The organism is Deltaproteobacteria bacterium GWC2_55_46 (genome assembly GCA_001595385.3).
Classification (GTDB): domain Bacteria; phylum Desulfobacterota; class GWC2-55-46; order GWC2-55-46; family GWC2-55-46; genus UBA5799.
Genome location: LVEI03000001.1, coordinates 1,585,612 through 1,610,504 on the forward strand (window position 1 = coordinate 1,585,612; position 24,893 = coordinate 1,610,504).

Consider the following 24,893-nt stretch of genomic DNA (forward strand, 5'->3'; position numbering starts at 1 on the left):
TTATGGACTACGCCGTTTGCACGATAGTCTCGAAGAACCACCTGCCCTTTGCCAGGGTCTTCGCCGAGTCTTATAAGAAGCATAATAAGGGCGAGGTGTTCCTGTTATTGGTAGATAGGGTGGACGGCTGCTTCGACCCCGCAAAAGAGCCGTTCAAGATGTACACCATAGAGGACTTCAGGGACCGCATCCCTGAATTCGAGAGCTTCTGCTTCAGGTACAGCATCCTTGAGCTTAACTGCGCGATGAAGCCGTACTTCATCGAGTCTCTTTTCAATGAGCATGGCTTTAAAAAGCTCCTTTACTTCGATTCTGACATTTTAGTAACCGGCAGTGTTGACGAGCTGATAGGCCTGCTGGACAGCCACCCGCTTATAATCACGCCTCATTTTACGGCACCGCTTAAAGACGGCTTCCTGCCAAACGAGGTGGGCGTGCTCATGGCCGGGCAGTACAACGCCGGTTTTTTCGGCATTACCAATACGCCTGCCGCCAGGGGCTTTATAGAGTGGTGGAAGGACAGGCTGTATACCGATTGCATTCAAGCTGTTGAAAAGGGGCTGTGTTCAGACCAGAAGTGGCTCGATTTCGCGACCAGCTATTTAGACGACGTGCTCATACTTAAGGACCCCGGCTGCAACATCGCCTACTGGAACCTTTTCCGCAGGGAGCTAACGGAAGAGGACGGCAGGTACTACGTGAACGGCCGCCCGGCAGTATTTTTTCACCTCAGTGGCTTCGACCCGGACAACGCCGAAGTAATATCCCGCCACCAGAACAGGGTTACATTGGAAAAACATCCGCAGTACAGGGGAATATTCGAGGAATATGGAAAGCTGGTGAAGTCCAAGGGATGGGCCGAGGCACACGGCTGGCCTTACGCGTTCGGGCGGTTCGACAACGGCGCTGACATCCCGCCGTTTGCAAGAAGGCTTTTTCATGAGATGAGAGATGACGCCCGGAGGTTCGGCAATCCTTTTGAAACCGCGCAAGAAGGGTCGTTTTACAATTGGCTGAACGAACCTATGAACCAGGCCCGGCCAGATGTAACGCGCTGGTCTCTTGCAACGCAGGTACGGCAGACTGCGCCGGGCGTTCAAGAACTTATGGACCTGTTATACCAAAAAGAAGAGGTGATCAGCCAAAAAGAAGAGGTGATCAGCCAAAAAGAAGCAGAAATAAGATTGATCCTGAATTCCCTGAGCTGGAAGATAACGGCGCCGTTGAGAAAGACATTGGGATTATTGAAAAGATAGATAACAGAATTTTCGAAATGGAACACAAGACAGACTGCAAGAAACGCGTATCTACCGCTAAAGAGGGACCACATCATGAACGACATAAGGCAGTTCCAGAGAGGAAAAATAGAATGACAGCGAATAAGCTTGCTTCAATAATCATTTTAAATTTGAATGGTGAAGAAATTTTATCAGAATGCCTGGATCGACTGCTTGCGCAAACGTATCAAAATTTTGAGATTCTGATTGTGGATAATGGTTCCAGTGATGGCAGTGTTGAACTGATTAAAAACAGATATGGCGGATATTCTAATATTATTTTGATAGAAAACGATGAGAATGTTGGCGTACCAGAGGGGAGGAATGTAGGGTTAAGAGAGGCAAAAGGCGATATAATCGTTTTTCTCGACAATGATGGGTTTGTTGATAAGGAGTGGCTTGAAAAAGGAATAGAGACTTTATACTCGGCCGATGATATCGGTTCAGTTGCATCGCTTGTTTTTTTCGCGGACAAAAAAGACATCCTTAATGGCGCGGGCGGCACAATTAACCTCCAAGGTTATGGTGGCGATTTGTGTTCCGATGAGCCGTATAAGTATGCTGATATCCCTAATGAAGTCCTGTATCCAATGGGGTGCGGCATGTTCCTGAAACGAGAGGTCCTTAAATATACGGGCTTTTTCGACAGCATACTTTTTTATTACTACGAAGATCTTGATTTTGGCATAAGCGTCTGGAGATCGGGATACAGAATTGTTGTTGCAAAGGAAGCAATAGTTTATCACAAGCTCAGTTACAGCAGCGGCTTCCTCAATTCGAAAAAATTCTATTTGTATCATAGAAATAGGATAAGAACTGTTTTAAAGCATTTCCCTTTCAACGAAATACTGAGATGGCTTTTCAGAGAATTCAAAATCGAAATCAACCGCAGATTTCCAACTTTTGCAAAGGCATGGCTATGGAATTTAAGACATCTGAGCTCTCTCTTAAAATTTAGAAGAAGTTTGCCGCCAAATTATGATTTTTTTAATCTTATGGATAAAACTATCGATCCATTTTCGCTTGCAAAGCCACAAAATTTACTTTTCCGGCCTGATCCTGAATCGGCATCACTGGAATTTACGATTGGCAAAGGGGATGAAAAATTTCTTAATTACGGGTGGTATCATTTGGAGAAAGATTTGAGTAAGAATAAGGTTTTTAGATGGAGCTATAAAGCAAGCTCCGTTATTCTCAGAATACCAGAATCGATTAAGGCATTGGGTCTGGATATCAGATTTTGTTCTTTAAAAACAAATTCAATAAGGGTCGATATCATAGATTATGATTCTGCGGAAACGATTCAATCTTGCAAGATAGAAAAAGAAAGCGACGAATGGAAAAAGGTTACGGTACCAACTGCTTTGAAAGCGGGCACCTATGAACTGCAATTCCGCCCTGAATTTACATATAAAGAAAGAAGTACAAGACAATTAGGTTTTGCACTTTCCAAAATCGAAGGTGAGGTATAGCATGAGATGCGCACATATTTTCCCTCTTTTTGGGAAGGAATTGATAAATGGATCAGAATACTATGAATTAATGCTTTCGTCCCATTTGACCAAATTAGGAATGGAAGTTGATATTTATGCAACCACATCGAATTCAATTCAGATCAAGTCTGCTTTTTGTATCGCATGGAAAGGACATTATAGAAGCGGTCTTGAAAAAATTGATAACCTCAATGTCTATAGGTATCCAACTTGGACCTGTCCTGAAAAATTGGGAGCAGTATTTTCCAAATTAATTGTAGATAGACTTAATAAGGAAGGGGTTCTCTCAACAAAGAAATCTCACAAGTTATATTATGAAAAAGCTCTGGAGAGACCCAAAATATATGATTTGCTGGCAAGGGTGGGCCGCGGCCCTTATTCAAGGGATTTACTGAAAGCACTCAAGGCAAATATTAACAAATACGATATTGTTTTAACTGGGTTTCTTCCATTTTCATTGTCACATCAGGTAATCACAATTGCAAAAAAAGCGCGTAAAAAGGTCGTTCTTCTGCCCTTATTCCATCCAGATGATTTGTATCATCATTGGAATTATCTTTATCGATATTTCGAAAAATCTGATGCCGTATTGACTTTAACTGATCATTCTCAAAAAATCATTCGCGACCTTTTCTCTGAAAAAGTAAAAAATGTCAAAACAGTAGGCGCTGGCGTTGATTTGAAATCCTTTTTGGATAAAGGAATTTCCGGCAGCAGATTCAGAGCGAAATACGGACTTGAATCAAAAAAAATAGTTTTGTTTGTAGGCCGCAAAGAGAAATTCAAGGGATATGAAACGGCAATACAGGCTATAAAAAATATAAAAAATCCCGATATTAAATTGGTAATGATAGGTTCTGATGCGGACAAAAAACCAATTAATGATGATTTTGTTTTATATTTGAACAAGCTGGATAGAAATGAACTTATTGATGGTTACGATAGCTGTGACTTGTTTATACTTCCTTCAGAGCACGAAAGTTTCGGGATGGTTTTTTTAGAGGCTTGGGCAAGAAAAAAGCCTGTGATTGGAAATGGAAATTGTGGACCGGTTACTTCGCTGATTGATGATGGTGTAAATGGTCTGTTATGCAAGAATGTCGATGAATTCAGTCAGGCCATTGTGAAGCTCTTATTAAACAGAGATACAGCAAAAAAATTTGGGGAGAATGGCTTTGAAAAGGTGAATATGGAATATACCTGGGATGTGGTGGCCCGCAAAACCGCCGATATCTACAATGGATTATTGAGCGAATAAATCCTTATGAGCGCGACCGTTTCAATCAGACTGAGATTATTCCAGCTTGTCAGGGAATCCGCCGCTATGGCGGCCTCTGTCCTGAAGCCCGTTTTTCAAAGGCACACAAGGATAATGGGGCTGCTTCTCAAAATAAACGAGCGTGTCCTCGCCCTGCCGACTATTTGCCTCTTCTCAAGCACCAAACCCGCGAATTCGGACGCGCCTGTATCTGAAAGATATCTCTACCTTGAAAAGGGGGTATCCTGTAGGCCGTGCGGTGCAATGGAACAATGTCCTAAAAATCAAAAAAATTATTGCGAGAATTTTGTTGAGCCTGAATCGGTCTCAGAGGAAATAATGAGGATGCTGTCAAATGTCTATGGGACAAACATCTAATAAAACGGTCTTCTGCACCATCGCGAGCGCGAACTATCTATCACGGGTACAGGTGCTCGAAAACTCGTTGAAAAGCCATAGCCCCGACTATGACTTGAAGATACTCCTGTGTGAAAACCCGGAGGTTTGTGAAGAACTCGCCAGGCGAACAGGCCGTAAATTCTATTCCCCCGCTGATATCGGGTGTACTGATTGGCTGCATATGGCCTTCTATTACAATCTAATCGAGTACAATACCGCGCTTAAGCCGTATTTTATCGAAACACTGATAAAAGAAGGGTACGCTTCTGTTTTTTATTTCGACCCTGATATAGAAATATTTTCTTCATTAGATGAAATGACAGGGCTCATCCCAAAAAATGATATCGTTTTGACGCCGCACGTCTGTAAGCCCCTCCGGGATGATCTCAAATATCCTGCTATGGAATATCTTATGCAAGCTGGGCAATTCAACCTCGGGTTTGCTGGTTTTTCCAACAGCAATGAATCCCTTGAGCTCTTGAGATGGTGGCAGAGTGTCTGCCATGAAAAGTGCGTTTTTGATGTTAATCGCGGGTATTTCGTGGACCAGTCCTGGGCTGGCATCTTCCCTTCTTTTGTTGAAAAGACATATATATTACGCGACCCTGCGTATAATGTCGCCTACTGGAATATCTTCCAGAGAGATCTGAAATTTTCTGATGGGAGATGGATGGTCGATGGAAAGGAGCTAAAGTTTTTCCATTTCAGCGGTCTGTCTAAAGATGATCTGACCAAGGTGTCGATATACCAAAATCGCGTGACCGCGCCCATGGGAAGCGCCCTCCATTCTCTTTTGACGCAGTATTTTGAAAAGATAAAGGCCCAGGGATGGGCGGAGTTTAATGATCTCGCGTACTCATTTTCGAAATACTCGAACGGGGAGCCCATTACCGAGGCTGATAGAAAAAAGTTTCTGCTCTTGAGCGCTGAGGAGAGAAAAGAATTTGGTGACCCTTTTGAAAAATTTTCAGAGGTCAAAGAAGATCAAAAAAATTGCGATGGTTTTGATATGTATATCGAGTCATTGAGAACGGAAGGCTTTCTGGTCGCGAACCTGAAGGCTATCCGCGCTTTAAAAAGAAGATATTCCGAGAAGATGAAAATCACCAACCCGGTTTCAAGCACGAATGTTTTCAGCCTGTATCTCGAAGTCTTGAAAAAAGAAGGCTTTATTATAACCAATTTAAAAATGTTGCGATCTCTTTCGAGGGCTGTAAAACAAAAGGTCGGTTTTAAAAAAATTACTGATTGCAAATACTATATGAGAGCGGCCCTTTCAATCAAACTTAAGTTCTCCCATTTTATCAGGGAATCCGCCGCTATGGCGGCCTCTGTCCTGAAGCCCGTACTCCAAAGGCACACAAGGATAATGGGTCTCCTTCTCAGGATAAACGAGCGTGTCCTCGCCCTGCCAACCGACGCGTGCGGCAATGATGATTTTGAAAAGAGTACGAAGGATTTCAGTGGGGAACCAGGCGTCAATCTGATCGGCTACATAAACGCGGAAAGTGGGGTTGGCGAAGGCGCGCGGGCGAATATAAGGTCGTTTGAGCGCGCTGGCGTGCCTTTCGCCTTGAACAACCTGAAATGCCAGTCAAGGCAGGGGGACGCGACCTATACGAATTTTACGGAGACTAATCCTTACCGGGTCAATCTGGCGCATGTCAATGCCGATATGGTGCCGTCACTCATTCAGGCCAAGGGCCTCGATTACCTGAGGGGCAAGTACAATATAGGCTTCTGGTATTGGGAGCTCTCCAAATTCCCTGAGATATGGTTTGACAGGTTCAGGTTCTTCAACGAGATATGGGTTGCCACCGGTTTCTGCCAGGAATCGATTTCGGCTGTAGCCCCGGTGCCGGTTACGAAGATACCGCCTTCGGTAGTGGTCGAGAATATAAAAGAGATGACCAGGGGCGATTTCGGCCTTAAGGAAGGCGAGTTCGTCTTCCTTTTCGCCTTCGACATCTTCAGTTTTTTGGAACGGAAAAACCCCTTTGCCCTGATACGGGCGTTCAGGGACGCCTTCCCTGCGGAGAAGGACGTAAGGCTGGTACTCAAGTGCTCCAACATGGAGCGCGCCCCTGACGCAAGGGAAAGGCTTCTTAAAGAGACAGAGGGGCTCAACGTCAAATTCATCGACCGGTATCTGGATAAGGACGAGATAAACGCGCTCTTGAAGTTGAGCGATTGCTATGTCTCACTTCATCGTTCCGAAGGCTTCGGGCTGCCGCTTGCCGAGGCCATGTACCTCGGGAAGCCCGTAATAGCTACAGGGTACTCGGGCAATACCGATTTCATGAACGCAAACAACAGCTTTCCTGTAAAATACAGGCTTGTAGAAATAGAGAAGAGCATGGGCCCTTACAAAAAAGGCAATATATGGGCTGACCCGGACCATGCGCACGCCGTCGAATTGATGCGGCTTGTCTATAATGATAAAAAGCTCGCCGCGCAAATAGGAAAAAAGGCGTCGGAAGACATAAAGGCGCATTTAAGCCCGGAAGTCATCGGCAAGATGATATCCGAGAGGTTTGAAAAATTGCGGATATGGAATTAACGTTATGAACAACAAGAACGAGCAGACAGACGACTACCGCTCTTTGCAGCTCCTTGACGAGATATCGAGGAACCACGAGCTTACCCAGAGGGACTTAAGCCACAAGCTCGGGGTCGCCCTCGGCCTCATAAACTCATATCTCAAGAACCTCACCCAGAAGGGCTATATCACCATTTCCACCATTCCCAGAAAGAGGTACACTTATTACCTTACGCCGCACGGCTTCGCGGAAAAGACCCGCCTCACCTACCAGCACCTCCAGAACTTTACCTCTTTGTACAGGGTGGCGAGAAGGGATTTCCATGACCTTTTCGACGAGTTGCGCGGCTCAGATGTAAAAAGGGTCGCCTTCTGCGGTGTGGACGAGGTCACAGAAATAGCCTATCTGTCATTAAAAGAGGCCGAGCTTGAGCTTGCCGGGATAGTCGATGGCTCTCCTTCTAAAGCCAAGTTTTTCGGCCATGACGTCCTGAAGATCGATGATATAATGACGCTCGATTTCGACGTGGTCGTCATCACGAACTTCAATGATGACCAGGGGCTTAAGGCAAGGCTTTTTGAGGCCGGGGTAGAGGAGAAAAGGGTCTGCTCGATAAGCTCAGGCGGATGGCTTAAAAAGATTGAGAATCCAAAGATATGAGAAGTTTGATATTTTTGTTTTTCTGTTATTGCGAGGAGCTTTAGCGACGAAGCAATCTCATAATTCGTGCCTGGTAAAAGATTAGATTGCTTCGCTGCGCTCGCAATGACAAATCGATGAGCCAGGGTCATTTAAAGGAGAGCGCGTTGACTTCCTTGAAAAATAAGAGGATAGCGGTAACAGGTGGCTCCGGCTTCCTGGGCTCTTTCGTGGTCGAGAAGCTTAAAGAGCGCGGGGCAGAGGTCTTTGTGCCGAGAAAGGCCGATTACGACCTTGTGGATAGAGACGCATGCAAGAGGCTCTATGAACAGGCCCTGCCTCAGATCGTGATACACCTTGCGGCAAAGGTCGGCGGCATAGGGGCCAACAGGGAGAACCCGGGGAGCTTCTTCTTCGAGAACCTCATGATGGGCGCGCTCCTGATGGAGGAGGGCAGGCTCTACGGCATTGAGAAGTTCGTGGCCCTCGGCACTATCTGCGCGTACCCCAAGTTCACGCCGGTCCCCTTCAGGGAAGAGAACCTCTGGAACGGCTACCCGGAAGAGACAAACGCCCCGTACGGCCTTGCGAAGAAGATGCTCCTTGTCCAGTCGCAGGCGTACAGGCAGCAGTACGGCTTTAACTCGGTCTATCTCCTGCCCGTGAACCTCTACGGGCCGGGGGACAACTTCGACCCGGCTTCTTCACACGTAATACCTGCCCTCATTAAAAAGTGCATGGACGCCGTATCTATGGGCGCGCCCTCGATAACGGTATGGGGCACGGGCAGGGCCACGAGGGAATTCCTCTATGTCGATGACGCCGCTGAAGGCATAGTGCTCGCTGCCGAGAGATACGAGAAGGCTGACCCGGTGAACCTGGGCGCGGGCTTCGAGATATCGATAAAGGACCTTGTACAGCTCATCGCCAGGCTTACCGGCTTCAAGGGCGAGATAATCTGGGACGACTCAAAGCCCGACGGCCAGCCGAGGCGGTGCCTTGACACGACAAAGGCCGAACAGGAGTTCGGCTTCAAGGCAAGGACAGGCTTTGAGGAAGGCTTAAGGAAGACCATCGACTGGTATATTTCGGCCTTGGCGGATAAGGCTTAATCGGAACAAAAAAGGAGTCCGGACATATGTCGCAGATGAAGGCCCTTGTATTAAGCGGAGGGAAAGGAACAAGGCTCAGGCCCCTTACCTATACCGGCGCGAAGCAGCTGGTGCCTATCGCCAACCGTCCCATACTCTGGTACGTGCTCGACAATATCGCGAAGGTAGGCATAAAGGAGGTCGGGATAATAATCTCCCCTGAGACCGGCGCGGAAGTACAGGATACCATGGGCGACGGCTCCAAGTGGGGCGTTAAGATAACCTACATAATGCAAAAAGAGCCCAAAGGGCTCGCCCATGCCGTTGTGACCGGCCACGACTTCCTCGGCGACAGCCCCTTTGTCATGTACCTCGGGGACAACCTCATAGGCTGCGGTATAGATTCCTTCGTTGGCACGTTCACCTCGACCGGCTCCGACGCCGTTATACTCCTCAAGCCCGTAGATAACCCACAGTCCTTCGGGGTGGCTCAAGCAGATGATAAAGGGCGGATAGTCTGCCTCGAGGAGAAGCCGAAGAACCCGAAGAGCAATCTCGCCCTCGTCGGCGTATATATATTCTCAAACGAGATACACAAGGCCATTGCGAGGATCAAGCCCTCCCCCAGGGGGGAGCTTGAGATAACAGACGCCATACAGGAGCTTATAAACCAGGGCAGGCCCGTCCACAGCCACGTGCTCGATACATGGTGGCTCGACACGGGGAAAAAGGACGACCTCCTTGCCGCGAACACCATCGTGCTCGACGAATGGTTCAAAAGGGACCTGAAGGGGAAGATAGAGAATTCCGAGATTATCGGAAGGGTCACGGTAGAGGAAGGCGCGGTTGTAAGGAACTCGACGCTACGCGGTCCCATGGTGATAGGAAGCGGGGCGCTTGTTGAGAACAGCTTTATCGGGCCTTACACGAGCATTGGCTCTAATACCAGGATACTCAAGTCCATCGTCGAGCACTGCGTCATACTCTCCGGCTCAGAGGTCGACCATGTGAACAGGCTTGAGGACAGCTTGATCGGCAGGAACGCGAAGGTCAAGAAGTGCCATAACAAGCATGAGGCCCTCCGTTTGATGATAGGCGACGATTCCGTGGTGGAGGTATAAGGATGTTCAAAGAGGGAAAGATCGAGGGGATAGTGGTAAAGGAGCTTAAGAGGTATGCGGACGAACGTGGGTGGCTCATGGAGCTATTCCGCACCGACGAAGTCGAAAGGGAATATCACCCCGTGATGACCTATGTCTCGCTCACAAGGCCCGGCATCGCCAGGGGGCCCCATGAGCATATCGACCAGGCCGATTACTTCTGTTTTGCCGGGCCATCGGATTTCAAGGTATTTTTATGGGATAACAGGCCAGAGTCGCCGACGTACAGGCACAAGATGACCTTCATAGCCGGAGAGTCAAATCCGGCCGTGGTGATCGTCCCCAAGAACGTGGTCCATGCCTACAAGAACGTGGGGGAAAGCGAAGGCCTTGTAATAAACTGCCCCAACAGGCTCTTTAAGGGAGAAGGGAAAAGGGAGCCGGTCGACGAGGTCCGGCATGAAAGCGATTCGGCCTCTCTCTACAGGCTTGATTGATGAAGGTACTTGTAACAGGCGCAAAAGGACAGCTCGGAGCCGACCTAGTCCGGCGGCTTAAGGCTGAGGGCATCGAGGCGGCCTGCTTCGGCTCCGCAGAGCTTGACGTAAGCGACGCTGACGTTGTATCGGGCGCGGTTAAAAAAGAGAGGCCAGGCATAATTATTAATTGCGCCGCCTATACGAAGGTAGACCTCGCTGAAAAGGAGCGATTGAGGGCCTTCGCCGTAAACGCCGTTGGCGCGGCAAACCTCGCGAGGTCCGCTAAGGAGGCAGGGGCAAGGCTCATCCACGTATCGACGGACTTTGTCTTTGACGGATCGAGCTCAACCCCGTACTCCGAGACCGACGGCACTAACCCCCTTGGCGTATATGGGGAATCAAAGCTCGCGGGCGAGGCCGAGATCACGAGCGAACTTCCCGAGCACGTGATAGTGCGCACCTCATGGCTCTACGGAGTAACAGGACAGAACTTCGTCAAGACGATGCTCAGGCTCGCCTCGGAACGGGAGGCCTTAAGGGTGGTCTACGACCAGGTAGGCACGCCCACGTGGAGCGCGGACCTCGCGGGTGTCCTGGTAGATATATCAAAGGCCATTTCAGCCGGAGGGAGCCCCTGGGGCGCCTACCATTATTCGAACGAAGGTGTTGCGAGCTGGTTTGACTTTACGGTAGCCATATGCGAGGAGGCGGCTGCGCTCGGGGCGTCGCTCAAGTGCTCTACGATAGACCCGATACGCACCCATGAATATCCAACGCCTGCCAGGAGGCCCGCCTACTCTGTCATGGACAAGGCAAAGATAAAAAAGACGTTCGGAGTAAAGGTCCCTCATTGGAGGGTCTCTTTACGGAATATGCTAAAAGAACTATACGGGGGTACTCATGCGTAAGGTACTGATCACCGGAGGCGCTGGTTTCATCGGGGCCAACTTCGTCCTTCTTATGAGAAAGGCTCACCCGGAGGACAGGCTCATAGTCCTCGACAAGCTCACATACGCCGGGAACCTCGAGAACCTGGCCTCTTTAAAGGAAGGGCCTCTTTACAGGTTCGTAAAGGGCGACATTAACGACGCGACGCTTGTTGACAGGCTCTTCGGGGACGAAGATATAGATACGGTCGTCAACTTCGCGGCAGAGTCCCACGTTGACCGCTCGATACTCGGCCCCAGGGACTTTATAGAGACGAACGTCTTCGGCACATTCACTCTTTTGGAGGCCGCGAGGAAGCACTGGTTGCCATCAAATGGCGATGGGAAGAGGTTCCTTCACGTGTCAACGGATGAGGTCTACGGGTCGCTCGGGCCAACAGGCTTTTTTACCGAGTCCACGGCCTACAGCCCGAATTCGCCATACGCCGCGTCCAAGGCCTCTTCAGACCACCTCGTGCGGGCCTACTTCCATACGTACGGCCTTCCGGTTGTCACCACAAACTGCTCGAACAACTACGGCCCGTACCAGTTCCCGGAAAAGCTCATACCGCTTATGGTCATAAACGCCCTCAAGGGTAAACAGCTCCCTGTATATGGCGACGGGCAGAATGTAAGGGACTGGCTCTACGTCGAGGACCACTGCACGGCTATCGACACGGTGCTTGAAAGAGGAAGGCTTGGAGAGACTTACAACGTAGGCGGCAGGAATGAGAAAAAGAACCTGGATATCGTAAAGCTCATCTGCTCTATCGTGGATGAGAGGACGGGCAGCGGTAGCGAGCTGAAACGGGAGTTCCCTTTCGATGGGAGCCGGGCAAAGCTCATCAACTTCGTAAAGGACAGGCCGGGCCACGACCGCAGGTACGCTATCGACTGCGCGAAGATGGAAAAAGAGCTTGGGTGGAGCCCAGCCCACCGCTTTGAAGACGGTATAAAAAAGACGGTCGACTGGTATCTGTCGAACCGCAGGTGGTGGGAGCGGATAATCTCAGGAGAGTATGTGGAGTATTACAGCCTGCAGTATAGTGGAAGGTTCACTGGACAGGTGGAATAAGAAGACGGAAAGAGAGGGGCAGTTCGATGCGGAAGGGCTTCACGGTCTGGTTCACAGGTCTTTCGGGGGCGGGAAAGACTACTCTTTCGAGCCTCCTGCACCATCAGCTGCAGGACAAGGGCATCACCAACGTCGAGGTGCTTGACGGAGACGTGGTAAGGACGCACCTTTCAAAGGGGCTCGGCTTCACCAAGGAGGATAGGGACACCAACATCAGGCGGATAGGCTGGGTAGCGCATCTGCTGACCAAGAACAAGGTGCCTAACCTCGTCTCGGCGATATCGCCTTACAGGGACGTGAGGGACGAGGTCAGAAAAATGGTAGAGCAGACCGCCGGGGAAGGGACCTTCATAGAGGTCTTTGTCGATTGCCCGGTAGAGGTCTGCGAGGGAAGGGACGTCAAGGGCCTTTACGCGAAGGCTCGCAAGGGAGAGATAAGGCAGTTCACCGGCATCGACGACCCTTACGAGGCCCCCCACAGGCCCGAAGTCCATATAAGGACCGACCATGTGACGGCACGGCAGGGGGTTGAGATGATCCTGGGTCATCTTGCTGGAAAGGGACTGGTCTAAAGAGCTTTATTATGAAGCAGGCCGCAGATAATATTCTGTCCATAATCAAAGGATATGACTTAAGCCGGGCCATTCCTGATATCAGGAGATACGGCATAAGGACGTTTCTGCGCAAGGCGGTCGCTGAATTGACCAGGGGAACACGCCACGAGCTGCTGTCCCAACCGGTCAGCCCGGAACGCTCGCAGTGGCGGAAAGATTACCTGGCGATGTCAAAGATGATAGAAGACGTCTGCGCTCTGGCTATCCAAAAACAGGTAAAGCCGGTATCGTCGATAAAGGTCGGCGATAATGAGATCGAAGATAGGATACCGGGACTTACGCCTGACAAAAATGATAGACCACTGGTTTCCATCATAATACCTGTCTACAACAATATCAGGTCCACCGTCGAATGCTTGCTCTCTATCCGGAAGTATAAGGGTGAGACGTCTTTTGAGATAATCGTGGTCGACGACTGCTCGACCGACGACACCAGCAAGGTACTTTCCTCCGTCAAAAACCTCAAATACCTGAGGAATACAGAAAGCCTCGGTTTTGTCCCTACCTGCAATCGCGGCGCCGAAGCCGCGGAAGGAAAGTACCTGCTTTTCCTGACGAGCAGCGCGCAGGTGACCGCCGGTTGGCTTGACGAGCTTGTAAAGACATTCGAAGACAATGAAAACGTTGGGGCCGCCGGGCCCAGGATTCTCTATCCTGACGGCAGGCTCAAAGAGGCCGGCTCGCTTATACAAAAGGACGGTTCAGCGGTCTTCATAGGCAATGGGGACAGCCCTGGCCTGCCGAGATACAATTACGCGAGGGAGGCAGACTATTGCTCCGGGGTCTGCCTGCTGGTCGAGGCGGAAAGATTCCGCGCCCTCAGGGGCTTTGACCCTGAGTTTGCCCCTGACTGCGCTGACGCGGACCTGTGCCTCAAGTTAAGAGATGCTGGCCTGAGGATAATGTACAATCCCAAATCTGTTATCGTCCATCACCCGAGCGTCACCTCCGGGAGTGTGGAAGGCGCTTATAAGATGCGCTCAGCGAGAGCAAAACTCGCCCTTAAATGGCGTAACGAGATCGACTCGCTCAACAGCACCCGCCTGATAGCGTTTTATCTGCCCCAGTTCCATCCGTTCCCTGAAAACGACCTCTGGTGGGGTAAGGGCTTCACCGAATGGACAAACGTATCCAAGGCAAAACCGAACTTCACGGGCCACTATCAGCCGCATCTCCCGGCTGACCTGGGTTTTTATGACCTGCGCGTGGAAGAGGTGATGGTGGAGCAGGCGAAGCTCGCAAAAAGTTACGGCATATACGGCTTTTGCTTCTATTATTACTGGTTCGGGGGAAAACGCCTGCTGGAGATGCCGATAGAAAGGATGCTCAAGACCAATAAGCCCGATATCCCGTTCTGCCTTTGCTGGTCAAACGAGAACTGGACCCGCAGGTGGGACGGCAAGGAGAACGAGGTCCTGGTGGGGCAGAAACATTCGGACGAGGACGATAAGGCCGTTATCCTGGATATTATCCGCTACATGCGCCACCATAACTATATAAGGATAAGCGGCAAGCCCCTCTTTCTTGTCTATCGCCCGGGCCTTTTCCCTGATATAAGGAGGACCATCGGCATATGGCGCGAGCTCTGCCGCAAAGAGGGGATAGGTGAGATCTATCTTTCGATGGTAGGCTCATTCGAGAACGCGGGCGCTTACGCATGCCCTTCGGAATACGGGTTCGACAGCTCCGTTGAATTCCCGCCTCACGGGATGGCAACACCGTGCAAGATGCCGGGCCAGTCCCTGAACCATGAGTATGCAGGTACAGTAAGCGACTATCGCTCCCTTGCGCTCAACTACGTTAAGCAGGATCTACCGGGTTATACGAGATTTCGCGGGGTCGTGCCTTCATGGGACAATACGCCCCGTCGCCAGAACGACCCGCTGGTTTTCATAAATTCGTCGCCTGGCCCGTACGAGGCATGGCTTGAGTTCACCGTAAGGCAGACCCGTGAACAGAACTTCGGGGGTGAGCGTATCGTATTCATAAACGCGTGGAACGAATGGGCGGAAGGGGCGCACCTGGAGCCTGACAGGCTCTTCGGGCGCGGCTATCTCGAGGCAACGCGGAGCGCCCTTGACCGGGCCTGACTATAATCGGGTATCAGGATGTCTTTAAAGGTATATGTAGTACTCCTCAACTGGAACGGGCTCAAGGACACCTCCGAGTGTCTTGAGTCGCTTGAGAAGGCCGCATGCCCCGGGCTTGAGATTATAGTCGTCGATAACGGCTCCACGGACGGCTCTTTGGAGGCGCTGAAAAAAAGGTTCGGCGCAGCGGTAAGGTTCATCGAGAACAGGACGAACCTGGGCTTTGCGGGCGGGTGCAACGCTGGTTTAAGGCAGGCCCTGTCCGAAGGGGCGGAATATGTCATCCTGCTCAACAATGATACGGTAGTGGACGCGGATTTCGCGCGAGAGCTTTTAAAGGCCGCTGAAACGGAGCCGGAAGCCGGCATCATCTGCTCAAAGATATTTTTTCATGACAGGCCGGATGTGATCTGGTATGCAGGGGCTTTTTTTAATGAGCGGCTCGGCTGGGGCAGGCATCGAGGCTACAACGACAGCGGCGACAAGTATCGCTCAACCGAAGAGACAGGCCGCCCGACAGGCTGTTCGATGATGGTGACAAGGGAGCTTTGCGGCAAGATCGGGCTTTTCGATGAGGAGTACTTCTGTTATTGCGAGGACCTTGACTGGGGCTTGCGCGCCAGAAAGGCCGGGTTCAAGGTCCTCTTCGCGCCTGCCTCAAAGGTCTGGCATAAGGTATCGAGCTCCAGCGGAGGCAGGTCCACGGCCGTCTCCCTTTATTACTCCACAAGGAATATGCTGATGTGCGTCGATAAGAACAGTCCGCTCTCCTTCCCGCTGAGACAGCTGAGATATCTTTCGATAGCCGCTGCCTCTTTGTTAAGCCTCTTTACGATGGGGGTACCTTATGCGGCAGGCTTGAAGATGGTCTTCAAGGGCTTTCAGGATTATTTCAGGGGCGTAAAAGGCGAGCTTTGCTTGCAGAAACTCTATAAGGGGGTAGCGTGAAGGTACTTCTTACAGGCGGCGCCGGGTTCATAGGCTCTAACGTGGCGGACGCGTATATAGAGGCCGGCCATGAGGTGGTGATCCTTGATAACCTCTTTACCGGGAAGCGGGAGAATATAAACCCGAAGGCCAGGTTCTATCTGATGGACGTACGCTCCCCGGAGGTGGCAAAGGTATTCGAGTACGAGCGTCCGGATATGGTGAACCATCACGCGGCCCAGATGTCGGTGCCCGCCTCTGTCGCGGACCCGGCCTTCGACGCCGACGTGAACGTAAGGGGCCTTCTGAACGTACTTGAGGCGGCAAGGAAGAACGGCACCAGGAAGGTCATATTCATCTCATCGGGTGGAGCTGTCTACGGAGAGGCCAGGGAGTTTCCAACCAGCGAATCCTGCTATCCTGAGCCGGCTTCTCCATACGCCATAACAAAGTACGTCTCAGAAAAATATCTCGCCTTCTACAAGCGGCAGTACGGGCTCGATTATACGGCGTTGAGGTACGCGAACGTATACGGCCCCAGGCAGGTCCCGCACGGAGAGGCTGGCGTTGTGGCGATATTCATGGAGAGGCTCCTCACAGGCTCTCCATGCACCGTCAACAGCTTCAATGACGAGCCCAGGGGCATGACCAGGGACTACTGCTTTGTCGGCGACGTTGCCAGGGCCAACCTGCTCGCCCTTGATAAAGGGAGCGCCCAGGCTTACAATATCGGGACCGGCGTGGCCACGCACACCCTTGACCTTTTTAATACCATATACTTGGCGATAAAAAGCAGGGCCGCCATCTCCTCTGAGCTTGAAAGGCCTGAAAAGGGGGAGGCAAGGCCCGGGGACCTGAGGCAAAGCTGCCTTAAGGCGGAAAAGGCCAGGGCAGGGCTTGGCTGGACGCCTGAGGTCGGACTTGCGCAAGGCATATCGATGACGTTGGACTGGAGGGCCGGAAGGCCGCTCCAGAAGATATGAATATTACGAAGGGGGCTTAACCCGAAAATGGCGAAGAAGGCTTTGATAACAGGCATCACCGGGCAGGACGGCTCCTATCTTTCTGAGTTCCTGCTGGCCAAAGGCTATGAAGTCTACGGCATGGTCAGGAGGGCGAGCATTGACAGGTTCGACAGGATAGACCACATAAAGGACCGGATACACCTTGTCCAGGGCGACCTTACCGACCAGTCGTCCCTTGACGAGGCGGTAAAGGAGATACGGCCCGACGAGGTCTATAACCTCGCGGCCCAGTCCTTTGTGCCGACCTCCTGGAACCAGCCGACCCTCACGGGAGAGGTAACTGGCCTGGGGACTACACGGCTCCTCGAATCGGTGCGCAAGATCAAGCCCGACGCGAGGTTCTACCAGGCGTCATCGAGCGAGATGTTCGGCAAGGTAAGGGAAGTGCCCCAGAGCGAGCTTACGCCATTTCACCCGAGGAGCCCTTACGGGGTAGCCAAGGTCTACGGCCACTTCATAACAGTGAATTACAGGGAGAGCTATAACCTCTTCGCCTGCTCAGGCATACTCTTCAACCACGAATCGCCCAGAAGGGGCCTTGAGTTCGTCACAAGGAAGATAACCCACGGGGTCGCCAGGATAAAGCTCGGGTTGGCAAGCGAACTAAGGCTCGGAAACCTCGACGCCAAGCGCGACTGGGGCTTTGCCGGGGATTATGTGGAGGCCATGTGGCTCATGCTCCAGCAGGCAGAGCCTGACGACTATGTGGTCGCCACAGGCGAGACCCACAGCGTGCGCGAGTTCGTTGAGTTAGCATTCGGAACGGCGGGGCTCGACTGGGAAAAGTACGTTGTCTTAGACCCCAAGTTCCTGAGGCCGGCGGAGGTAGAGCTCCTTGTGGGCGACCCGGCAAAGGCAAAGAAAAAGCTCGGCTGGGAGCCGAAGGTCTCTTTCCATGAGCTTGTAAGGATGATGGTCGACGCCGACATAAAGGGGCTCAGTGGTGCGTAAGGTACTGATTACAGGCATCGCGGGCTTTGCGGGCTCCCACCTTGCCGAAAGGCTTATCGGACGCTTCGAGGTCTCCGGGACGGTCATAGATGACAACGTCCGGAACCTCTCAGGCTTGAGCGGCCTTGACCTCGTCAAATGCGACCTCCTCGACCGGGGCGCTGTCGAGGGGCTTATAGCGCGCCTTAAGCCGGATTTCATATTCCATCTCGCGGCGCAGTCAATGCCGTCATTTTCCTTCGGACACCCGGCAGAGACGCTCAGCACCAACATATTCTCGACGCTGAATATATTCGAGGCGACAGTGAACTCCTCTCCTGAAACGGCCATCCTCAATATCGGCTCAGGGGACGAGTACGGGGACGTCCGGCAGGAGTCTCTCCCGGTAAATGAAACGGCTGAACTACGCCCCTTGAACCCATACGCGGTCAGCAAGGTGACGCAGGACCTCCTCGCGTTCCAGTACTGGAAGAGCAGGGGGCTCAAGGTCGTGCGCGCCAGGCCGTTCAACCACTTCGGGGCGCGCCAGGCGGAAAGCTTCGTTGCCGCCGAGTTCGCCAAGCAGATAGCCGAGATAGAAGCGGGTATAAAGAAGAATAAGGCCCTGAAGGTCGGCAACCTGGACGCTGTCAAGGACTTCCTTGACGTGAGGGACGTGGTAGCCGCGTACGAGCTGCTGGTACATAAAGGGAACTACGGCGAGGTATATAATATCTGCTCCGGGCGCGCCATAAGCATCAGGCAAATGGCCGAGAAGCTCATTTCGCTCTCCAGTGAAAAGATAGAGATCGAGCAGGACACCTCGAGGAAAAGGCCCACCGATACCGTCGCCATGTACGGGGACGCGTCGAGGCTCAAATCACTCGGATGGGAGCAGAGGTACACTCTGGAAGAGTCCATTAAGGCCCTCCTCGACTACTGGAGGGGCAGGGTCGGGAGATGAGGATAGGAATAAACGCCCTCTATCTTTTGCCCGGCAGAGTGGGAGGAAGCGAGATCTACCTTAGGAACCTCGTCAAATGGCTTCCCAGGGTAGCACCGGAAAACGAGTTCCTGCTTTACGTGAACAAGGAATCAGAGGGCGTTCTGGGAGCAGAAGGGGTAAGGGTCGTGGCCTGCAATGTGAGGGCGGAGAGCCGCCCGATGAGGATATTGTACGAGCAGACCGTTTTGCCCGTCCTTGCCATGAGGCACAGGCTCGATGCCCTCCTTTCAGCTGGTATGACAGCCCCTTTTTTCTGCCCTGTGCACTCTGTACTTATGGTCTATGACATGCAGCACATAAACGAACCTCAGAACTTCAACAGGTGGTATCTTCTCTTTCTTAAATCGATAATCGGCTTAAGCGCGAAGAGATCGAAGGCCGTGCTTACATTATCCGGAAAATCCAAACAGGATATCCTTGAGTTTTACGGCCTGAGCCCTGGAAAAGTGGCTGTCACATATCTTGCCGCTGACAGGTCGGTCTTTTACAGAAGGGCGGATCCGGAGGTAGCCGCCCTGAGGAATAAATACGGCCTGCCTCAAGAGTTCGTCCTCTATATAGCATCTTCCCTGCCCCATAAGAACTATGAGCGGCTTCTGTCTGCTTTCGCCGAAGTAAAGAGGGTGAGGCCGGAGCTTAAGCTGGTGCTCATCGGAGCCCGTGATTACGGCCGTGAGGCGATCAAGGCAAAGATAGCCTCGCTCGGGCTGGAAGAAGGCGTCCTGTTTCTCGGATGGCTGCCGTTTGAGGATATACCAGGGATATACTCGGCGGCAAGCCTCTTTGTATTCCCGTCGCTGCACGAAGGCTTTGGCATACCGGTCCTTGAGGCGTTTGCCTCAGGCGTGCCTGTGGTATGCTCGGGGATCGGCCCCCTTGACGAGGTCGCGGGAGACGCCGCGCTCTTTGTTGACCCGTTGAGCGTGGAGAGCATAGTGGGGGGCATGCTCAAGGTCCTCGGCGACAGTCGATTGAGGGAGTCGCTTATAGCAAAGGGGCTCAAGAGGGCATTGGATTTCAGCTGGGAGAGGACGGCATCCGAAACACTTGCCTTTATCGAAAAGACGAAACGCGGGGGGCTCCATTGAGAAAGCCCCCGAGGATAACGGTCATAACACCTTCCTTTAACCAGGGGCGCTTCATCGAGGAGACGATCAAAAGTGTCCTCGACCAGGACTATCCCGACCTCGAGTACATAGTCATGGACGGCGGGTCAAAGGACAATACGGTCGAGATACTCAGGAAATACGAACCGAGGCTCAAGTGGGTATCAGAGCGCGACAGGGGGCAGTCGGACGCCATCAATAAAGGCATAGGAAAGGCCACAGGAGATATAATCGCCTATCTAAACTCCGACGACCACTATGAGCCGGGCGCGCTCGAGAAGGTAGCCCGTTTTTTTGTAAAGAACCCGGAAAAGGTCTGGGTTACAGGCAGGTGCAGGATAATCGATACCGATGGCAAAGAGGTAAGGCGATTCATAACCGAGTATAAAAATTTTTTGCTTGGCAGATACAGTTATAATATACTCCTTGTCACGAACTTCATCTCGCAGCCGGCCACTTTCCTGAGGAAAGAGGCCTTTGACAGCTTCGGGCTCTTTGACGAGACGCAGCACCGTGTTATGGACTATGACTTCTGGCTGAGGATGGGGGCAAACCATGCGCCGGGCATACTCGCTGATTATCTCGCCTCGTTCAGGGTGCACCCGGCTTCCAAGACCTCAAGCTCATTCCACAGCACCTTTAAAGAAGAATTAGAGGTCGCAAGAAAGTACTCCGGTTCTGCGTTCTTGAACGCCATCCATTACTTGAGCTATCTTGGCATCCGCGCAGCCTACACGGCGCTTGATTCGGCCGCGAGGCGCAAGCGCGCATAGGAAAGGGTATCTCGTATGTCACGCAATCAAGGTGTTAGCGGAAAAAAGGCGGCCTCAAGAATTGCCGCTTCTGCGGTCCTGCCAAAGCCATTAAAAAGAAGGGCTTCCCCGGGCGCCGCGCTCAAGCGAAGGGGCGGCGGCAAGCTCTATGCGACAATACTGGCCGGGGGCATAGGGACGAGGTTCTGGCCCCTGAGCCGCGAGACCACCCCGAAGCAGGTGCTCAAGGTCGTAGGCGACGAAAGCCTTCTCAAGTCCACCATCAAAAGGCTCAGTCCGCTCGTTCCCCCGGATAGGGTGATGATAGTCACCAACGCGAGGCAGGCCGAGATAATAAGGCTCCACCTTGCCTCTGACCGCGCCTCTGAGGCTCCTGGCTATATCATAGAGCCGATGGGCAGGAATACCGCCGCGGCAATAGCGCTCGCGGCCTTCGAGCTTTACAGGAAGGAGCCCGATGCGGTGATGGCCGTCCTTCCTGCCGATCACGTGATAGAGGACGGCAGGCCCTTCAGGGCAGCCATGAAGGCCGCGCTCAAGGTCGCCAGGGAAGGGCGCCTCGTTACCTTCGGCATAGTGCCGACACGTCCTGAGACAGGGTACGGCTACATAAAGGCCATGCCCAGGGCCTTTAAGAATATAGATGGCTTCGGCGTTCGAAATGTTGAGAGGTTCGTCGAGAAGCCCGACATAAGAAAGGCCAGGAGATACCTTAAAGAGGGTGGCTATTACTGGAACTCCGGCATATTCATCTGGAAGGCCGAAAGGATTCTCGATGAGATAAAGGAGCACCTCCCCGATCTTTACGCGAGCCTTTCCGAATGCGCTGACGTGGAGGGCATAACCGAGGCCTACAAGAATCTCAAGGACATCTCCATAGACCACGGCATCCTCGAGAAGGCCAGAGGCGTGGTCGTCATCCCCGCCAGCTTCGCCTGGTCTGACATGGGAACATGGAGTTCCTTTAACACTATCCTTAAGCCCGACCTGGATGGCAACATCATAAGGGGCCGGGTCGTGGATATAGGTTCGAGCAACTCGCTAATCCTCGGCTGCGACAGGGCTGTGGCAACGATAGGGCTGAAGGACATCATACTGGTAGACACTCCTGATGCAACGCTTGTCTGCCCCAGGGAGCGCGCCCAGGAGGTCAAGGACGTCGTAAGCATCCTCAAGAAGAAGAAGTACACGGAGCACGAGGTACATAGGACCGTAGATAGGCCATGGGGCTCTTACACCCTTCTTGAGTCTGGCGAGGGATACAAGATAAAGAAGATAAGGGTAGAGCCAAGAAGGCGGCTTTCCCTCCAGATGCACCATCACAGGAGCGAGCACTGGGTGGTCATCTCAGGCACCGCCCGCGTGCAAAGGGGCGAAGAGGTCGTGGATATCAGCATAAACCAGTCCACGTACATCCCCAGGGGCGTGAGGCACAGGCTTGAGAACCCCGGGGATACCCCGCTTGAGATAATCGAGGTGCAAAACGGCGAGTATGTCGAGGAAGAGGACATAGTGCGCTTCGAGGACGACTTCCAGAGGAAATAAGATAAAGATGGGCCTGCATACCGGCATAGACGTCGTCTCCATCAGCAGGATAAGGGACGCGGCGGCAAGGGTCCGCTTTCTTGAAAGGGTCTTTACCCCCGATGAGCTTCGCTATTCGTTCGGCAGGAGGGACCCTTACAGGCACCTTGCCGGCAGGTTTGCCGCAAAGGAGGCGTGCATGAAGGCCTTGAGGGGCCTTTCCCCGGGGCTCGGCTGGAAGGATATAGAGGTCAAGAGGGATAAGGACGGCAGGCCAGGTCTCGTCTTGCGCCCAGAGGCGGAAAGACTCCTCGGGAAGACAAGCGCCCTTGTGAGCATATCCTATTCAGGGGACATGGCCTTTGCGTTGGTCTCCGTCGGTTAAGCGGTTCTCAAAACGCAGGCTTTATAGCCTGAATGTGATGTGAGTTTTTAAGTAAAAATCCGGAAACTCAAGGGTAGCGCCATGAAACAACGTGAGCAATGGGGGTCGAGGATAGGGCTTATCCTTGCAATGGCGGGAAACGCGATAGGCCTCGGCAATTTTTTGAGGTTCCCGGTCCAGGCCGCCGACAACGGCGGCGGGGCCTTCATGATCCCGTACTTCATCTCGCTGCTGGTCCTTGGCATCCCGCTCATGTGGGTCGAGTGGGGCATAGGCCGGTACGGCGGCTCGCTCGGCCACGGCACGGCGCCCGGCATGTTCGATGCCCTGTGGAAGAGCCGGCTTGCCAAGTACGTCGGCGTACTCGGTGTCTTTTTGCCGCTCGTCATAGTCATATATTACACATACATCTGTTCATGGACCCTGGCCTTCAGCCTTTTTTCGGTCCTGGGCAACTACCCGAGCCCGGATAGCATCGCTACAGCGGCATCTGCCTCAGAATACCTTAAGCCATACCAGGCGTTCCTCTACGATTATATAGGCGCCTCCGGCGGCGGGGGCATGCTGACGCCATCGCCGATAGCCTACGTCTTCTTTCTCGTGACCCTTCTTCTGGGGCTCTGGATATTGGGCAAGGGCGTATCCGGAGGCATCGAGATATTGAACAAGCTCGCCATACCGGCCCTGTTCGCGATGGGCCTCATACTTTTCATAAAGGTCTTTACTCTTGCATCTCCCACAGACCCGTCGGTCAACATAACGGAAGGGCTCGCCTTCCTGTGGGAGCCGGACTTCAGCGGCCTCCTGAGCGCGAAGGTCTGGCTTGCGGCCGCCGGCCAGATATTCTTTACCCTGTCTCTGGGCATCGGGGCCATCCTCACCTACGCGAGCTATGTGAAAAAGGACGAGGACATAGCCCTTGACGGCCTCTCGACCGCGAGCCTTAACGAGTTCGCCGAGGTGGTATTCGGGTCGACCATAGCGCTGGCCTCCGCCGTCATCTTCTTTGGCACCCAGGGGGCCTCAGAGATAGCTTCAGGAGGGGCCTTCAAGCTCGGCTTCATCAGCATGCCGGCGATCTTCACGCACATGAGCTACGGCCAGTTCTACGGTTTTCTTTGGTTCATGCTCCTTTTCTTCGCTGGGCTTACATCCATGGTGGCCCTTTCGCAGCCGGTGGTCGCCTTTTTCGAGGACGAGTTCGGATGGGAGAGAAGGAGGTCGGTCATCGTCCTTGGCGCCATCTTCTTCGTCTCCGCGCACCTGCCGATATTCGTAAACGGCGCGCTCGATGAGATGGACTTCTGGGCCGGGACATTCGGCCTGGTGATACTCGCTCTCCTTGAGATGATAATCTTTTTCTGGATATTCGGCGCGGACAAGGCGTGGGAGGAGATAACAAGGGGGGCGCACATAAAGATACCGAGGGTCTTCTTTTATGTGATGAAGTACGTGACCCCGGCCTTCCTCATAGTAATACTCGCGGCGTGGACGTACGAGCAGCTTCCAACGGTGCTCGCAAAGGGAGACGCCGGGGTATGGGTTACGAGGGCATTTCTCGCGCTCCTTCTGCTGGCCAATATAGCGGGGGTGAGGTACGCGTGGAAAAGGAGGCGGGCATGACCGCAGGCGGCTGGATATTCCTGGCGCTATCATGGGGTACTGTAAGCGTCTTCGTGGCTTTTTGCTTTTATAAGGTCTTCAAGAAGATCGGTTTCCGGTAGGCTTAGCGTTCAAGCTTGCGAAGGAGCCTCTCGGCCTTTCTCCTCCTGTGCCGGATGACCGCGTATTTTACAGCATAGTAGGTAGCAAACGTGCTAACGGCCGAGACTATGACGTTGCCGACAAGAAAGACCACGTAGGCCCAGCCTGCTCCTGTAAGAAACCCCTCAGCCTTTACCTTGTCTACTATGGTCGAGTAATCCTCCCTCATGATAAAGCTCCCCACGACAACGCTCATGGTCCAGAAAAAAGGTGATGTGAGCGGGTTTGCTATGAGGGTGCCGAGGACCGCTGATGCCTTGTTGGCCTTGAGGACGAAGGCTGCGGCAAGGGAAAATATCATACCCAGGCCGAAGGTCGGGAGCACACCCATCAGTACGCCGATGGATGCCCCGCGCGCGATCCTCTCAGGCGGGTCGTCGATGCGAAGTATCCTGAGATAGATAAGCTTCGCCCTCCTCCTTATCCAGACAAGGGGGTGCTTCTTGTCTATCCCGTTCCTGTATTTTCCGTC

Annotated in this window: 23 protein-coding genes; 22 read left to right on the plus strand and 1 reads right to left on the minus strand. The window is 52.5% G+C overall.

All coding sequences use genetic code 11. The annotated features are described in order from the left end of the window. Positions 1-2: 2 nt before the first annotated feature. The 22 genes from A2V21_307465 (at position 3) to A2V21_307570 (ending at position 24,280) form a co-directional block, all read left to right on the plus strand. A complete protein-coding gene (locus A2V21_307465) occupies positions 3-1,256 on the plus strand; it encodes a hypothetical protein (GenBank protein ID OIJ74113.1) in 1,254 nt (417 codons plus the stop codon). 113 nt (positions 1,257-1,369) lie between these two features. Continuing rightward, positions 1,370-2,749 carry a hypothetical protein gene (locus tag A2V21_307470; protein ID OIJ74114.1) on the plus strand — a complete coding sequence of 460 codons (1,380 nt, stop codon included), beginning with the start codon at positions 1,370-1,372 and terminating at the stop codon, positions 2,747-2,749. A 1-nt stretch (position 2,750) separates the two neighbouring features. Continuing rightward, positions 2,751-4,028: a hypothetical protein gene (locus tag A2V21_307475; GenBank protein OIJ74115.1), complete on the plus strand. Its 1,278-nt coding sequence runs from the start codon at positions 2,751-2,753 to the stop codon at positions 4,026-4,028. A gap of 6 nt (positions 4,029-4,034) precedes the next feature. Further along, positions 4,035-4,406: a hypothetical protein gene (locus A2V21_307480; protein ID OIJ74116.1), complete on the plus strand. Its 372-nt coding sequence runs from the start codon at positions 4,035-4,037 to the stop codon at positions 4,404-4,406. Between the two features lie 202 nt (positions 4,407-4,608). Beyond that, positions 4,609-6,987 carry a hypothetical protein gene (locus A2V21_307485; protein ID OIJ74117.1) on the plus strand — a complete coding sequence of 793 codons (2,379 nt, stop codon included), beginning with the start codon at positions 4,609-4,611 and terminating at the stop codon, positions 6,985-6,987. A gap of 4 nt (positions 6,988-6,991) precedes the next feature. Beyond that, positions 6,992-7,627, plus strand: coding sequence for a hypothetical protein (locus A2V21_307490; protein ID OIJ74118.1), 636 nt, complete (start codon positions 6,992-6,994; stop codon positions 7,625-7,627). A 116-nt stretch (positions 7,628-7,743) separates the two neighbouring features. Continuing rightward, positions 7,744-8,718: a GDP-fucose synthetase gene (locus A2V21_307495; protein ID OIJ74119.1), complete on the plus strand. Its 975-nt coding sequence runs from the start codon at positions 7,744-7,746 to the stop codon at positions 8,716-8,718. 35 nt (positions 8,719-8,753) lie between these two features. Continuing rightward, positions 8,754-9,818: a glucose-1-phosphate thymidylyltransferase gene (locus tag A2V21_307500; protein OIJ75102.1), complete on the plus strand. Its 1,065-nt coding sequence runs from the start codon at positions 8,754-8,756 to the stop codon at positions 9,816-9,818. Between the two features lie 2 nt (positions 9,819-9,820). After that, complete coding sequence (locus tag A2V21_307505; protein ID OIJ74120.1) at positions 9,821-10,294, plus strand: dTDP-4-dehydrorhamnose 3,5-epimerase; 474 nt, start codon at positions 9,821-9,823, stop codon at positions 10,292-10,294. After that, positions 10,294-11,184 carry a dTDP-4-dehydrorhamnose reductase gene (locus tag A2V21_307510; protein OIJ74121.1) on the plus strand — a complete coding sequence of 297 codons (891 nt, stop codon included), beginning with the start codon at positions 10,294-10,296 and terminating at the stop codon, positions 11,182-11,184. Before A2V21_307505 ends, A2V21_307510 begins: the two co-directional genes overlap by 1 nt. After that, positions 11,177-12,277, plus strand: coding sequence for a dTDP-glucose 4,6-dehydratase (locus A2V21_307515; protein ID OIJ74122.1), 1,101 nt, complete (start codon positions 11,177-11,179; stop codon positions 12,275-12,277). Before A2V21_307510 ends, A2V21_307515 begins: the two co-directional genes overlap by 8 nt. 26 nt (positions 12,278-12,303) lie before the next feature. Further along, the gene (locus tag A2V21_307520) at positions 12,304-12,849 is read left to right on the plus strand and encodes an adenylyl-sulfate kinase (GenBank protein ID OIJ74123.1); all 546 of its coding nucleotides are present in this window, start codon (positions 12,304-12,306) and stop codon (positions 12,847-12,849) included. Positions 12,850-12,860: 11 nt separating this feature from the next. Further along, positions 12,861-14,981 carry a hypothetical protein gene (locus A2V21_307525; protein ID OIJ74124.1) on the plus strand — a complete coding sequence of 707 codons (2,121 nt, stop codon included), beginning with the start codon at positions 12,861-12,863 and terminating at the stop codon, positions 14,979-14,981. Positions 14,982-14,999: 18 nt separating this feature from the next. Further along, on the plus strand, positions 15,000-15,929 hold the full coding sequence (locus tag A2V21_307530) for a hypothetical protein (GenBank protein OIJ74125.1): 930 nt from the start codon (positions 15,000-15,002) through the stop codon (positions 15,927-15,929). Further along, a complete protein-coding gene (locus tag A2V21_307535) occupies positions 15,926-16,891 on the plus strand; it encodes a UDP-glucose 4-epimerase (protein OIJ74126.1) in 966 nt (321 codons plus the stop codon). Before A2V21_307530 ends, A2V21_307535 begins: the two co-directional genes overlap by 4 nt. Positions 16,892-16,918: 27 nt before the next feature. Continuing rightward, positions 16,919-17,884, plus strand: coding sequence for a GDP-mannose 4,6-dehydratase (locus A2V21_307540; protein OIJ74127.1), 966 nt, complete (start codon positions 16,919-16,921; stop codon positions 17,882-17,884). Then, complete coding sequence (locus A2V21_307545; protein ID OIJ75103.1) at positions 17,877-18,827, plus strand: hypothetical protein; 951 nt, start codon at positions 17,877-17,879, stop codon at positions 18,825-18,827. Before A2V21_307540 ends, A2V21_307545 begins: the two co-directional genes overlap by 8 nt. Then, complete coding sequence (locus A2V21_307550) at positions 18,824-19,957, plus strand: hypothetical protein (protein ID OIJ74128.1); 1,134 nt, start codon at positions 18,824-18,826, stop codon at positions 19,955-19,957. Before A2V21_307545 ends, A2V21_307550 begins: the two co-directional genes overlap by 4 nt. Beyond that, positions 19,954-20,748 (plus strand): hypothetical protein, encoded by a 795-nt coding sequence (locus A2V21_307555; GenBank protein OIJ74129.1) that lies wholly within the window; start codon positions 19,954-19,956, stop codon positions 20,746-20,748. Before A2V21_307550 ends, A2V21_307555 begins: the two co-directional genes overlap by 4 nt. Positions 20,749-20,904: 156 nt before the next feature. Further along, the gene (locus tag A2V21_307560) at positions 20,905-22,293 is read left to right on the plus strand and encodes a mannose-1-phosphate guanylyltransferase/mannose-6-phosphate isomerase (protein ID OIJ75104.1); all 1,389 of its coding nucleotides are present in this window, start codon (positions 20,905-20,907) and stop codon (positions 22,291-22,293) included. A 7-nt stretch (positions 22,294-22,300) separates the two neighbouring features. Beyond that, positions 22,301-22,657: a holo-[acyl-carrier-protein] synthase gene (locus A2V21_307565; GenBank protein ID OIJ74130.1), complete on the plus strand. Its 357-nt coding sequence runs from the start codon at positions 22,301-22,303 to the stop codon at positions 22,655-22,657. Between the two features lie 81 nt (positions 22,658-22,738). Beyond that, positions 22,739-24,280, plus strand: coding sequence for a sodium:calcium symporter (locus A2V21_307570; protein ID OIJ74131.1), 1,542 nt, complete (start codon positions 22,739-22,741; stop codon positions 24,278-24,280). Between the two features lie 103 nt (positions 24,281-24,383). Here the strand turns inward: A2V21_307570 and A2V21_307575 are convergent, their stop codons facing one another. Further along, positions 24,384-24,845, minus strand: coding sequence for a hypothetical protein (locus tag A2V21_307575; protein ID OIJ75105.1), 462 nt, complete (start codon positions 24,843-24,845; stop codon positions 24,384-24,386). Positions 24,846-24,893 lie beyond the last annotated feature (48 nt).